Consider the following 13,054-nt stretch of genomic DNA (forward strand, 5'->3'; position numbering starts at 1 on the left):
CCCGTACCGTTGGATGTCGCCGGATGTGCGTGCCGCGCGGCCGCGTCCGGGACGATTTCGTCAGCCGCTCAGGGCGCGCCGCCGCGCTGCGCCGATCCCGCCATGAAGACCCGACTCGCTCTCGCCCAGATCAACGTCACCGTCGGCGATTTCGCCGGCAACGTCGAGCGCATCGTCGCCGCCGCGCGCGCCGCGCACGACGACGGCGCGCAGTTGATGGTGACGCCCGAACTCGCACTGTCCGGCTATCCGCCCGAAGATCTGCTGCTGCGGCCCGCGTTCTACGCGGCGGCAGCGGCGTCGCTTCACGCGCTCGCCGATGCGCTGAAGGCGTTCGACGGGCTCGCGGTGCTGGTCGGCCATCCGTTGCGCGGCGATGCGCGTGCGCCAGCCGTCGATAGTAATGCAAACGGCCCGATCGAGCGCGGCGTGCCGCCCGTCGACACGTACAACGCGGTGTCGCTGATCGTCGGCGGCGAGATCGTCGGCACCTATCGCAAGCAGGATCTGCCGAACGCCGAGGTGTTCGACGAGAAGCGCTATTTCGCGACGGATGCCGAGCCGCTGGTGTTCGAGCTGAACGGCGTGAAGTTCGGCGTGATCATCTGCGAGGACGCGTGGCATGCGTCGGCCGCGCAGATCGCGAAGGCGGCCGGTGCGCAGGTGCTGCTGATCCCGAACGGGTCGCCGTACCACATGAACAAGGAAGCGGTGCGCATCGACATCCTGCGCGCGCGGATCCGCGAGACGGGGTTGCCGATGGTGTACGTGAATCTCGTCGGCGGCCAGGACGAGCTCGTGTTCGACGGCGGTTCGTTCGTGCTCGATGGGCAGGGCGCGCTCGTCGCGCAGCTGCCGCAGTTCGACGAAGCGCACGCGATCGTCGAATTCGACGGTGCGCAGCCGCTGCGCGGCGCGATCGCGCCCGCGCTGTCGCTCGAAGCGCAGGTGTATCGCGCGCTCGTGCTCGGCGTGCGCGACTACATCGGCAAGAACGGTTTTCCCGGCGCGATCATCGGTCTGTCGGGCGGCGTCGATTCGGCGCTGGTGCTCGCGCTCGCGTGCGATGCGCTCGGCCCCGAGCGCGTGCGCGCGGTGATGATGCCGTCGCGCTTCACGGCCGACATCTCGACCGCCGACGCGGCGGAGATGGCGCGGCGCGTCGGCGTGCGCTACGACGAGATCGCGATCGCGCCGATGTTCGACGCGTTCCGCGCGGCGCTTGCCGACGAATTCGCGGGCCTCGCGGAAGACGCGACCGAGGAGAACATCCAGGCGCGGATCCGCGGCACGCTGCTGATGGCGCTGTCGAACAAGTTCGGCTCGATCGTGCTGACGACCGGCAACAAGAGCGAGATGGCGGTCGGCTACTGCACGCTGTACGGCGACATGGCTGGCGGCTTCGCGGTGCTGAAGGACATCGCGAAAACGCTCGTCTACCGGCTCTGCCGCTACCGCAACGCGACGACCGACTACGCGGTGCGCGACGTGATTCCGGAGCGCATCCTGACGCGCGCGCCGTCGGCCGAGCTGCGCGAGAACCAGACCGATCAGGACAGCCTGCCGCCGTACGACGTGCTCGACGCGATCATGCGGATGTACATGGAAGAAGACCGGCCGCTCGCCGAGATCGTCGCGGCCGGCTACGCGCAGGCCGACGTCGAGCGCGTCACGCGCCTCATCAAGATCAACGAATACAAGCGCCGCCAGGCGCCGGTCGGCATTCGCGTCACGCATCGCGCATTCGGGCGCGACTGGCGCTACCCGATCACGTCGCGCTTTACCGAGCGTCTCGACTGAGCCGCGCGGCTTACAATCGGGATCGCGATTTTTCATCAAACGAGCATTGAGGGACAACCATCATGAAACGCATCACCGCCATCATCAAGCCGTTCAAGCTGGACGAGGTCCGCGAAGCGCTCGCCGAGGTCGGCCTCACCGGGCTGACGGTCACGGAAGTGAAGGGCTTCGGCCGCCAGAAGGGCCACACCGAGCTGTATCGCGGCGCCGAGTACGTGGTCGACTTCCTGCCGAAGATGAAGATCGAGGTGGTCGTCGCCGAAGCGCAGGTCGACCAGGTGATCGACGCGGTGATCGGCGCGGCGCGCACGGGCAAGATCGGCGACGGCAAGATCTTCGTGTCGGACGTCGAGCGCGTGATCCGCATCCGCACCGGCGAGGAGAACGAAGCGGCGGTCTGAGCGCCGTGCCGCGGTGCCGGGCGGGCCGCGCGATTGCGGTTCGCCAATAAAAAACGGTGCGGATACCCGGTTGGGTACCGCACCGATACGCGCCTCTCGCAGCAGCGTGGAAAGCGTTGTCGAATCGTTCTTTGGACGGCGCCTGATCAGAACAGGTGCTGGATGCCCGCGTAGACGCCGGTCTGGCTGCCGCCCGGATGCGGGTTGCCCGTCGACACGGCGGTGCCGGCCGGGTTCGCGTTCAGGCCGAAGTTGGCCGTCGAGCTGTTGCGCACCGTCGCGACCTGCACGTCGAACAGCGTGCGCTTCGAGATGTTGTACGAACCGCCGACCGTGTAGATGTTCGCGTTGCCGCCGCCGTGGTTCGCGTTCACGTGATACACGGCTGCGATCAGCGCTGCTGCCGGCGTTGCCTGCCACGTCACGCCGCCCCAGACCTGCTGGGTGCCCGTCACGCCGGCGTTCGCCGCCGGACCGCCGCTGCCGTCCGCACGCGATGCCTGGTAGGCGGCCTGCACCTTGAACTGGCCGAGGAACACGTTCACGCCCGCGAAGTATTCGCGCGAGTAGTTGAACACGTCGGAGAAGCGGCCGTTGCTGTCGCGCGTTTCGTCGTAGATGCCGCGCAACTGGAACAGCGAGTTCGTATAGGTGATCTGCGCGCCGGCTGCACGGCCCGGCTGACCGGCCGTCGTGTTGCCGTTGAAGCTGGTCGAGTTCGAGAACGAGAACTGGCCGTAGAAGTCGAGGCCGTAGACCGACGGCGACTGGTACGACACGTTGTTGCTGGTCTTGTTCCAGTTGCGGCCGCGCACCAGCGAGGCCGTCGACCACGACGACTGACCGAACGGGTCGAAGTCCCACACGCCGTTCGCGATCGCGAGTTCGCGACCGAGCAGCAGCGTACCGTAGCGTTCGTTCGAAATACCGACGGTCGCGAAACGATCCCAGATCGAGCCGCTCGTGCCGAGGCCGCCGTTCATCGTGTTGAACGCGCCTTCGAGGTGGAACAGGATCTTGTTGCCGCCGCCGATGTCTTCGCTACCCTTCAAGCCCCACAGGCTCGTGCCCCAGTCGCCGCTTTCCGCGCGGAAGCGATGGCCGTCCTGCAGGCCGTTCATATACTCGAGGCCGGCATCCAGGCGGCCATACAGCGTGACGCTGCTCTGCGCGTGCGCCGTCACCACCCCAGCAGCCATCAGCGCGGCCGCGACCAAAGCTTTCTTCATCATCTCCTCCATACCCTGTCAAAAAGTCAACCCAACTGCACGAGATGCCCGGAGCGACGAGGCGCCGGGCAAAAGCGGGATAACCAGGGAGACCTCGTGCAGGGCCGGTAGGCGCGGCACGCGAGCAAGCGGACGGAAATACCGTTGAGCGGTCCCTTGCGGCCGGGTCGGCCTGCGGGGTCTCCTTGTTGTGTCGTGAAGCTAAACTACATTTCACGAACTTCGTTTTGCTACTTTGGTTACTAATTTAGCAAAAATACAATTTTGTGGCGACGGAAATCGTTGTTTGACTAACACGTGTCGCCAAATTGCCATGCAACACGGTGCGCGACACCTGCGCAGCGGCCCGCGTCGCGCGGAAACCCTTGTCCGACAAGGGGCGCCCGATTTTGGTGAATCGGGATCAAGGATTGCCACTATTGACGTCGGCAGGACGCCGGCGTAAACGCCTGTGCGCGAAATTGGTAAGTATTTCGTAATGAATCGGGCGCCTGGCGATGCGCGTCCAGCGTGCCGTTACGCCGACGTGGCAGCAGCGCGTGCCGTGCCGTCCGGCGGTGTGTCCGGCTCAGCCGATGCTCGGCCGCGCATCGAGCAATTGCGCACGAATCCAGCGGTGCGCATCGGTGCGCGCATGCTTCGCGTGCGAATAGACCTTCAACGTGTAGCGCGGAATCTCGAACGGCGCGGGGAAGATGCGGATTGGCGCCGCGTGCCGCAGCGTCTGCGCGGCGCGGTTCGGCACGGTCATCAGCAGCGCCGACTCCGCGATCACGAACGGCGCGGCGAGCACGGTCGGCAACTGCACCGCGACGTCGCGCGCAACGCCGAGCCGGTCGAGCACGTAGTCGATCACGCCGCGCGACTCGTTCCACGGCGTGACGACCACGTGGCGCGCCGCCAGATACTGCTCGAGCGTCAGGCGCCGGCGGATCGTCGGATGCGCGGCGCTCGCGATCACCACGTAGTCGTCGGAGAACCAGTCGAAGTCCTCGATGCCGGGCGCGTCGGCGGCCGATTCCTCGTGATAGCCGAGCGCGAAATCGATGCGGCCGGCCGCGAGTTCGTCGACGGAGATCTTGCGGTCGGAATGGACGACGCGAATCCGCAGCCGCGGCGCGACGTGCTGGATGCGGGCGACGAACGCCGGCAGTACCGCGAATGCCGTGTAGTCGGTCGCCGCGAACACGAAGGTCCGGTCGCTCTGCGTCGGGTCGAAGCGGCGCGCGCGAGCGAGCCCCTTCGACATCGCGTCGAGCGCGTCGCCGGCCCAGGTCGCGATGTCGTCGGCGCGCACGGTGGGCTGCATCTCGTTGCCGAGCCGCACGAACAGCGCATCGCCGATCGCGTCGCGCAGCCGCGCGAGCGCGTGGCTCAGTGCGGACGGGCTCATCGCGAGCTCGTGCGCGGCTGCCGCCACCGAGCGGTGACGGTACAGCGCGTCGAACACGAGCAGCAGGTTCAGGTCGAGACGGCGCAGATCGGGATGCATATCGTTCAGATCGGGATGAAGAAACTGCACTTCCTGCATCGGAGACGCGAACGTAGCATAGAGGTTCGCCGAGCGCCAGCGCGACCCGCGCGGCGTCGCCGTTCCATTCAGTCCGGGCCGAAGGAGGGCTCCCGCCGTGCAAATCGACATCCGTAGCGCGACCGTCGCCGACGTGCCGCTGATCCTGCGTTTCATCACCGAACTGGCCGTCTACGAGAAAGCCGAGCACGAGGTGGTCGCGACGCCCGCGTCGCTGGAGCGCAGCCTGTTCGGCGATGCGTCGCCGGCCCGCGCGTTGATCTGCGAGGTCGACGGCGAACCGGCCGGTTTCGGCGTGTATTTCTTCTCGTACTCGACGTGGCTCGGCCGTCAGGGGCTGTATCTGGAGGATCTGTACGTGTCGCCGCGCTTTCGCGGCGCCGGCGCGGGGCTGCGGCTGCTGAAGACGCTCGCGCGGATCGCCGTCGACTCGGGCTGCGGGCGTTTCGAATGGAGCGTGCTCGACTGGAACGAGCCGGCGATCCGCTTCTACGAGAGCGTCGGTGCGGCGCCGCAGAGCGAATGGGTGCGCTACCGGCTCGCGGGCGACGCGCTGCGCACGTTCGCCGCCGACGCGCCGGTCGACGCCACGTAAACGCAAAACGGGCGCCGCGCGGCGAACCGCGGGCGCCCGTTCACGTGCCGCGATACGCGGCGTGCGTTACTTCAGGCTGCCGGACAGGAATCCGCGCAGGCGCTCGCTTTTCGGATTCGCGAACACTTCGGCCGGCACGCCTTCTTCCTCGACGCGCCCCTGATGCAGGAACATCACGTGATTCGACACGTTGCGCGCGAAGCCCATCTCGTGCGTGACGACGATCATCGTGCGGCCTTCTTCCGCGAGCTTCTGCATCACCTTCAGCACTTCGCCGACGAGTTCCGGATCGAGCGCCGACGTCGGCTCGTCGAACAGCATCACGTCCGGATGCATCGCGAGCGCGCGCGCGATCGCGACGCGCTGCTGCTGACCGCCCGACAGGTGCGACGGATATTGCTTCTCGACGCGCGGCGCGAGTCCGACCTTCTCCAGATACTCGCGCGCGCGCTCCTCCGCTTCCTTCTTCGAAATGCCGAGCACGTGCACGGGCGCTTCCATCACGTTCTCGATCACGTTCATGTGCGACCACAGATTGAAGTGCTGGAACACCATCGCGAGCTTCGTGCGCACGCGCTGCAGCTGCCGGGCGTCGGCCGCGCGCAGCGCGCCGGCCTTGTCGAGCGCGGTGCGCACTTCCTCGCCGTCGACGAAGATGCGGCCCGCATTCGGCTGCTCGAGAAAGTTGATACAGCGTAGCATCGTGCTCTTGCCGGAGCCGGACGAACCGATCACGCTGATCACGTCGCCGGCGTTCGCCTTCAGCGACACGCCCTTGAGCACCTCGTTGCTGCCGTACCGCTTGTGGAGATCGTCGACGAAAAGCTTCTGGGTCTGGGAATTCATCAAAAATCCTGCGAAAACTTACTTGCCTTGCGGGCGCAGATACGCGAGCCAGCGACGCTCGGCCTGACGGAACAGCCACACGAGCGTGAACGAGATCATGAGATAGAGCAGGGCGGCGATGCCGAATGCGTGGAACGACATGTACGTCGCCGAGTTCACGTCGCGGGCGATCTTCAGGATGTCCGGGACGGTGGCGGTGAACGCGACGGTCGTCGCGTGCAGCATCAGAATCACTTCGTTGCTGTAGAGCGGCAGCGAGCGGCGCAGCGCCGACGGCAGGATCACGCGGCGATACATCGTGAACGTCGACATTCCGTATGCGCGCGCCGCTTCGATTTCGCCGTACGTCGTCGCCTTGATCGCGCCCGCGAAGATCTCGGTGGTATACGCGCAGGTGTTCAGCGTGAACGCGAGCAGCGTGCAGTGCATCCCGTCGCGGAAGAACGCGTCGAGCATCGGCGTGCCGCGCACGACCTGCAGGCTGTAGAGGCCCGTGTAGCAGAGCAGCAGCTGCACGTAGAGCGGCGTGCCGCGGAACACGTACGTGTAGAGCCACACGGCGCCCGACAGCCACTTCTTCTTCGATACGCGCGCGACCGCGAGCGGCACCGACAGGCAGAACCCGAGCCCGATCGACACGACGAGCAGCCACAGCGTGATCGCGACGCCGGTGAACCGGTAGCCGTCGGTATAGAGGTAGTTGCGCCAGTATTCTTGGATGAGTTCGATCATAGGTCAGCCTTGCGGACACCGGTCGAGTAGCGCTTTTCCAGCCACATCAGCACGAAGTTCGACACCGTCGTGATGGCGAGGTAGATCGCACCGGCGATCAGCGTGAAGAAGAAGAACCGCAGCGTGCCCTTGCCGGCGTCCTGCGATGCCTTCACGACGTCCGCGAGACCGATGATCGACACGAGCGCGGTCGACTTCACGAGCACCTGCCAGTTGTTGCCGATGCCCGGCAGCGCGAAGCGCATCATCTGCGGAAACATGATCCGCGCGAACACCTGCCAGTTCGTCATCCCGTACGCGCTGCCGGCTTCGAGCTGGCCGCGCGGCACCGAAAGAAACGCGCCGCGGAACGTCTCGGTGAAGTACGCGCCGTAGATGAAGCCGAGCACGAGCACGCCGGCGAGGAACGGGTCGATGTCGATCTGGTCCCAGCCGAGCGCGTCGGTCGCGACGTTCAGCCAGATCTGGATGCTGTAGAACAGCAGCAGCATCAGGACGAGGTCGGGCACACCGCGGATCAGCGTCGTATACACGGTGCCGATGCCGTTCGTGACGCGGTTGCGGGACAGCTTCGCGGCCGCGCCGACGAGACCCAGCAGGAACGACAGCGCAAGCGACAGCACCGCCAGTTTGACGGTTTGCCAGGTGCCTGCGAGGATCAGCGGGCCGTAACCTTGTAGAAACATATCTGGTCCCTGACGGCGCACGCGGTGCGCCGCGAAAGACGCGCCCGCCAAGCTGCGCGGAACGCCCCGTGCGTATCATGCCGTCCGCCCCGGCAGCGAGGCCGGATCCGCCCGTCGCGCGAGCGGCGGGCAAGGGCGGGCGGCGCGTGGTTGACTGCCTGTACTGCGCGGACGCAGGCCGCCCCGCGTCCGTGTTCCGTTTCGTTCGGCTCAGCGGGCCGAGTACACGCTGAACGCGAAATACTTGTGCGACAGCCGGTCGTACGTGCCGTCCTTGTGCATGTCGGCCAGCGCCTTGTTGATCTTGAGCTTCAGGTCCGTATCTTCCTTGCGCAGCCCGATCGCGGTGCCGTCGCCGATCGTCTTCGGATCCTTCACCTCGGGCCCGGCGAACGCGAAACCCTTGCCGCGCGGCGTGCGCAGAAAGCCGTAGTCGGCCTGCAGTTCGTCCTGCAGCGTCGCGTCGAGGCGGCCCGAGCCGAGATCGGTGTAGACCTGGTCCTGGTTCTGGTAAGGAACGATCGTCACGCCGTGCGGTTCCCAGTACGCCTTCGCGTAGGTTTCCTGCGTGGAGCCCTGTTCGACGCCGACGCGCTTGCCCTTCAGCGACGCGACCGTCGGCAGCAGCGGCGAACCGGCCTTCGCGATCATCCGCGCAGGCGCGTCGTACACCTTGTCGGAAAAGTCGATCTGCTCGCGCCGCTTGTCCGTCACAGTGAGCGACGACACGATGATGTCGTACTTCTTCGCCTTCAGCGCCGGGATGATCCCGTCGAGATCCTGCGCGACCCACACGCATTTCACGTTGATCCGCTTGCAGATTTCCTTCGTGAGATCGACGTCGAACCCGACGATCTCGCCGCTCGGCGCGGTCGACTCGAACGGCGGATAGCTGGCGTCGACGCCGATCCGCACGGTCTTCCACTCCTTCGCGAAGGCGCTGCCCGCCACGAGGGCGACGGCGGCGCACAGGGCGGCCTTCTTCATTTCCATCCTTCTGTTGCTGACTTGCCGGGGGCGCTCGCGACCGGTCGATCGGGCGCCGCGGCGTATTCTAGACGGCCAAAATTCGCCGTTCGGCGCTCTGGCGACGGCGGCCGCCGGATGGGCGGACGCCAAAAGGGCGGTATTTTACCCGAACGCGATACGCGCAAGACGGCAATCGGGCGTAACCGATCGATTCTTCGGTCCGGGCGTTGCGGCAATCGTGGCATTCGCAACGAACGCTGCGTCGATTGCGTGTGCAGGTGCAACGATAGGCGAAGTGCCGGAGCGCGGCCGAAACAAAAAAGGGGACGCAGGCGGGCGCCCGCGTCCCCTTCGCGGCCGTCCGAGGACGGCCCGCCGGCTTCGCTTACTGCGCCGGCGTCGACGCCGCTTTCGCCGCGCGGTGCTGCTCCCAGCGTTCCTTCATCTTGTCGTGGCGCTGGTCCATTCGCGCGAACTGTTGCTTCAGCGCGGTGCTGACCGCGGTCTTCTGCTGGTCGTTCAGCCCGTTGTAGAACGCGAGCCACGCAGCCGACGTCTGCTCGCGCAGTTGCGCGTTCTGCTGCTCGGCCTGCTGACGTGCGGCGTCGAGCGCGTTCAGATCCAGAATCGGCTGATTCTGCTGCGCCTTGAACTGCTCGCGCATCTGTTCGTGGCTCCTGCGCATCGCTTCACGGCTCTGCTTCATTGTATTGACGGCCGTCTGCCACTGCTGTTCCTGCGACGCGTCGAGCTTCAGCTGATCGTGCAGCTTCATGATCGCGCCGAAGGGTCCGCCGTCGTGGCCGTGCATCCGATGCATGCCGGGGCCGGCCGGCGGCGGGGCGTCGGCGGGCGGCGCGGCGTGCGCGGTGCCGAATGCGAGAGCGAGCACGGCGGCGGCCGCCGTGGCGACGCGGGAAGTCTTCTTATACATTTCAGAAACTCCTGATATTCAAAGGGTCCGGCGATGCGGCCGCAGCGCGGCGCGCATCCGGTAAGGCGCAGGTTAGCGGCGCGTGTCCGGCCCGGTGTTACGCGCGGCCGCTGCCGGGTTACGACCCATTACATTTGCCTTGCGCGGTAATCCGCAGTAACCCTTTCGTCCCTTTGTTTCGTTCTTCGACGCCGCCCCCGCGCGGTAAACTTCGAGCCATGACTACCCAGATCCTCATCGTCGACGACGACCAAGAACTCCGAGACCTGCTGCGCGACTACCTCGTGCGCCAGGGGATGGAAGTGTCCGTGCTGCACGACGCGGCGACGCTCGAGAAGCGCCTCGAGCGCGAGCGCCCCGACCTGATCGTGCTGGACCTGATGATGCCGGGCGTCGACGGCCTCACCGCGCTGCGGCAGCTGCGCGCGGCCGGCGACGACATTCCGGTGATCATGCTGACCGCGCGCGCGGACGACGTCGATCGCATCGTCGGGCTCGAACTCGGCGCGGACGACTACCTCGGCAAGCCGTTCAACCCGCGCGAACTGCTCGCGCGCGTGCAGGCCGTGCTGCGCCGGCGCCGCGCGACGCCGTCGGCGGCGGCGCCCGAGCAGCGCGAGCCGTTCGCGTTCGGCCGCTTCGTGCTCGACTTCCAGGCGCGCACGCTGTCGGTCGACGGCAAGCCGGCCACGCTGTCGAGCAGCGAATTCGCGCTGCTGAAGATCTTCGTGAATCACGCGCTGCGCACGCTCACGCGCGAGCGGCTGCTCGAGCTGCTGCACGGGCCCGAGTACGACGGCACCGATCGCGGAATCGACGTCCAGGTGTGGCGCCTGCGCCGCATCCTCGAGACCGATCCGTCGACGCCGCGCTTCATCCAGACGGTCCGCGGGCGCGGCTACGTGTTCGTGCCCGACGGCGAGGCTCATGCGCAAGCCCATTGATTCGCTGTTCGGGCGGCTGGCGCTGCTCGTGATCGGCGTGCTGCTGCTGTCGCATTTCGCGTGGTATTTCGCGATGCGGCTCGAGCGCAACCAGATGCAGACGCGCTATGCGGTCGAGGAGGCCGCGTTCCTCGTCGATGCGGTGCGTCAGCACGTCGCGCGTACGCCCGACCAGCCGCTGCCGTCGCGCGTGCGGCTCGTGCCGCCGGACAGCCCCGACGTGCCGCACGCCGATTCGTCGAAGATGCCGCCGCCGCTCAAGCGCTTTCGCGACGACGTGAGCGAGCGGATGCCGCCCGGCACGCAGGTCGAGATCGGCATGCCGGGCCATCCGCCGGTGCTGTGGGTCAAGGAACCGACCGATCGCAACTGGATCGTCGTGCCGGTTCAGCCGCTGCGGCCGCCGCGCTCGCTCGACCGGATGCTGCTGTGGCTCGGCACGATCTTCTCGGCGGCCGTGATCGCCGCACTGTTCGCCGCATGGCAGCTGCAGCAGCCGCTGCGTTCGCTCGCGCGCGCGGTCGCGCGTTTCGGCCGCGGCCAGCCGGTGCCACCGTTGCGCGAGCGCGGTCCGCGCGAGCTGCGCCAGCTCACGCGCGGCTTCAACCAGATGGTCGAACAGGTTTCGCAGGCGGAGAACGATCGCGCGGTGATGCTCGCGGGCGTTGCGCACGACCTGCGTACGCCGCTTGCGCGGATGCGCCTGCGCGCCGAGATGATGGACGACGCGCGGCTGCGCGACGGCGTGGTGCGCGACGTCGACTCGATGTCGCACATCGTCGACCAGTTTCTCGTGTTCGCGCACGGCGGCGTGGATCGCAGCGAGCCGGTGCCGGTCGACCATGCATGCGAGCGGATCGCGCGCAGCTATCGTGCGGTGGCGCCGAATGCGCCGACGGTGCAGACGCGGCTCGCGACCGATCCGGCTTTTCGTCTGCCGACCGCGTCGCTCGACCGGATTCTGTCGAACCTGCTCGACAATGCGCATGCGTACGGCGCACCGCCGGTGATCGTCGAGACCGCGCGCACGCCGGCCGGCTACGTGCTGTCGGTCAGCGACAGCGGCGGCGGAATCGCGCCGCGCGATCTGGCGGCCGCGACGCGGCCGTTCGTGCGGCTCGACCCGGCACGCGGCGGAAACGGGCACAGCGGGCTCGGGCTCGCGATCGTCGAGCGGCTGGTGCTGCGGCTGGGCGGGACGTGCGAGATCGGCAATCGTCCGGAAGGCGGCCTGCGCGTCGCGATGACGTTCCCGTTCGACGTCGTGCCGAAGGACGAACCGCACGCGCAGGCCGCGTAAGCGGCGCATCCGATGCCTGCCGCGCGCGGCAGGCATCGCGGCTTCATTCGCCGAACAGCGTGCCGAGCGTCTCCGCCGCGTTGCTGTCGATGGTGTTGTAGGTCACGCTCGTGGCCTCGAAGATGTAGACGGTCGTGTAGCGGCCGAGCCGCTCCAGGATTTCGTCCTGCAGCGATTCCGGCACGACGTTCATGTTCAGGTACCATGCCGTCGACGACAGCCGCGTCTGGAACGACCCGTACTCCTGCATCAGTTCGTAGAACGCGTCGGCATCCTGATCGCGGCAGACGATCACCAAGTTTCCTGCCATTTCCTTCCTCCCGCTCGTCGATCGGCCCCAACGGGGCAAGTCACGATCATACCCGCTTCGCCGGATCCGGCCGGCGACGCCCGACGCGGTTTGCATGCGCGTGCGGCGGGCGGGTTCACGGCCGGCCCGGATCACGGCATAATTCGGGGCCTGCATGCCGGCCGAAAGACTGCGGCCGGGCTGCTCCGCACCGCGCGCCCGCCGGGCCCGCGCGTCGGGCACGATCCGTGTGCCGCCCGCGCGGCGCCGGCCGCCGCGCCGTCCGTCGGACGGTTGTACCTGAAATACGGGTTGGTGTAGTGTCGTGCCGTCGTGGGCCGACTCGACCGGGACTGCGCCGCGCGCAGCTAGCACGCACTGCGCGCCGCGCGTGCGTGAGATCGTGAGTCAATCGAATTACCGCGCCCGTGCGCTTTGCCATGAATCAACATCGTCTGCCGGCTTCGTTCGGCCTTACCGGGGAGGGCGCCTGATGGACGTCGGATTCGATCCGAACCGGACCGCCAACGCGTCCGCGTGGCGCGTCCTGCCGAACCGATGGGATTTCATCGCGTTCCCGCTGATCATCTGCGTGATCGCGATGGCGGTCGTCGGCTTCCACGAAACGATGGCGCCGATCGGCACGCTGCAGGCGCAGAAGATCTCGCTCGATCCGTCGAATCTGCCCGAATATGCGCTGCGCACGACGCTGCGGATGCTGGCCGCGATGGTCGCATCGCTCGCGTTCACGCTCGTCTACGGCACGCTCGCCGCAAAAAGCCGGCGCGCGGGGATGGT

General features: G+C 67.0%; 13 protein-coding genes and 1 pseudogene. 6 read left to right on the plus strand and 8 right to left on the minus strand.

What is annotated here, in order from left to right:
- The first annotated feature begins 102 nt into the window (after positions 1 to 102).
- Together BUB20358_RS21965 and BUB20358_RS21970 are read left to right on the plus strand one after the other, a co-directional pair.
- Positions 103 to 1,800 (plus strand): NAD+ synthase, encoded by a 1,698-nt coding sequence (locus BUB20358_RS21965; RefSeq protein ID WP_035973296.1) that lies wholly within the window; start codon positions 103 to 105, stop codon positions 1,798 to 1,800.
- 62 nt (positions 1,801 to 1,862) lie between these two features.
- Positions 1,863 to 2,201, plus strand: coding sequence for a P-II family nitrogen regulator (locus tag BUB20358_RS21970; RefSeq protein WP_006398637.1), 339 nt, complete (start codon positions 1,863 to 1,865; stop codon positions 2,199 to 2,201).
- Between the two features lie 146 nt (positions 2,202 to 2,347).
- Here BUB20358_RS21970 and BUB20358_RS21975 read toward each other — a convergent pair whose 3' ends face one another.
- Together BUB20358_RS21975 and BUB20358_RS21980 are read right to left on the minus strand one after the other, a co-directional pair.
- A complete protein-coding gene (locus BUB20358_RS21975) occupies positions 2,348 to 3,433 on the minus strand; it encodes a porin (protein ID WP_035973297.1) in 1,086 nt (361 codons plus the stop codon).
- A gap of 565 nt (positions 3,434 to 3,998) precedes the next feature.
- Positions 3,999 to 4,961 (minus strand): LysR family transcriptional regulator, encoded by a 963-nt coding sequence (locus tag BUB20358_RS21980; protein ID WP_223296928.1) that lies wholly within the window; start codon positions 4,959 to 4,961, stop codon positions 3,999 to 4,001.
- Between the two features lie 97 nt (positions 4,962 to 5,058).
- Here BUB20358_RS21980 and BUB20358_RS21985 point away from each other — a divergent pair, with 97 nt between their 5' ends.
- Complete coding sequence (locus tag BUB20358_RS21985; protein ID WP_006763694.1) at positions 5,059 to 5,556, plus strand: GNAT family N-acetyltransferase; 498 nt, start codon at positions 5,059 to 5,061, stop codon at positions 5,554 to 5,556.
- A 66-nt stretch (positions 5,557 to 5,622) separates the two neighbouring features.
- Here BUB20358_RS21985 and BUB20358_RS21990 read toward each other — a convergent pair whose 3' ends face one another.
- The 5 genes from BUB20358_RS21990 to BUB20358_RS22010 all read right to left on the minus strand — a co-directional run bounded on the left by BUB20358_RS21990 (position 5,623) and on the right by BUB20358_RS22010 (position 9,723).
- Positions 5,623 to 6,402, minus strand: a complete 780-nt coding sequence (locus BUB20358_RS21990; RefSeq protein ID WP_006763695.1) for an ABC transporter ATP-binding protein — start codon at positions 6,400 to 6,402, stop codon at positions 5,623 to 5,625.
- 18 nt (positions 6,403 to 6,420) lie between these two features.
- The gene (locus BUB20358_RS21995; protein WP_006763696.1) at positions 6,421 to 7,134 is read right to left on the minus strand and encodes an ABC transporter permease; all 714 of its coding nucleotides are present in this window, start codon (positions 7,132 to 7,134) and stop codon (positions 6,421 to 6,423) included.
- Positions 7,131 to 7,820, minus strand: a complete 690-nt coding sequence (locus BUB20358_RS22000) for an ABC transporter permease (RefSeq protein ID WP_006763697.1) — start codon at positions 7,818 to 7,820, stop codon at positions 7,131 to 7,133. Before BUB20358_RS22000 ends, BUB20358_RS21995 begins: the two co-directional genes overlap by 4 nt.
- A 210-nt stretch (positions 7,821 to 8,030) precedes the next feature.
- Entirely contained in the window at positions 8,031 to 8,807 is a 777-nt protein-coding gene (locus tag BUB20358_RS22005; RefSeq protein ID WP_035973301.1) for an ABC transporter substrate-binding protein, read from the minus strand.
- A gap of 367 nt (positions 8,808 to 9,174) precedes the next feature.
- On the minus strand, positions 9,175 to 9,723 hold the full coding sequence (locus BUB20358_RS22010) for a periplasmic heavy metal sensor (protein ID WP_006763699.1): 549 nt from the start codon (positions 9,721 to 9,723) through the stop codon (positions 9,175 to 9,177).
- 218 nt (positions 9,724 to 9,941) lie between these two features.
- Between BUB20358_RS22010 and BUB20358_RS22015 the strand changes: the two genes are divergently transcribed.
- Together BUB20358_RS22015 and BUB20358_RS22020 are read left to right on the plus strand one after the other, a co-directional pair.
- The gene (locus BUB20358_RS22015) at positions 9,942 to 10,667 is read left to right on the plus strand and encodes a response regulator (protein WP_006755678.1); all 726 of its coding nucleotides are present in this window, start codon (positions 9,942 to 9,944) and stop codon (positions 10,665 to 10,667) included.
- On the plus strand, positions 10,651 to 11,967 hold the full coding sequence (locus BUB20358_RS22020) for an ATP-binding protein (RefSeq protein WP_006763701.1): 1,317 nt from the start codon (positions 10,651 to 10,653) through the stop codon (positions 11,965 to 11,967). Before BUB20358_RS22015 ends, BUB20358_RS22020 begins: the two co-directional genes overlap by 17 nt.
- A 43-nt stretch (positions 11,968 to 12,010) precedes the next feature.
- On the opposite strand, the gene BUB20358_RS22025 is transcribed toward BUB20358_RS22020, so the two are convergent.
- Positions 12,011 to 12,277, minus strand: coding sequence for a double-stranded DNA-specific endonuclease (locus BUB20358_RS22025; protein ID WP_006398649.1), 267 nt, complete (start codon positions 12,275 to 12,277; stop codon positions 12,011 to 12,013).
- Positions 12,278 to 12,749: 472 nt separating this feature from the next.
- Between BUB20358_RS22025 and BUB20358_RS22030 the strand changes: the two are divergent.
- Positions 12,750 to 13,054: pseudogene (locus BUB20358_RS22030) on the plus strand (sulfonate ABC transporter permease); the annotation flags it as partial.

It is taken from the genome of Burkholderia dolosa (assembly GCF_902499135.1).
In the GTDB taxonomy this organism is placed as follows: domain Bacteria; phylum Pseudomonadota; class Gammaproteobacteria; order Burkholderiales; family Burkholderiaceae; genus Burkholderia; species Burkholderia dolosa.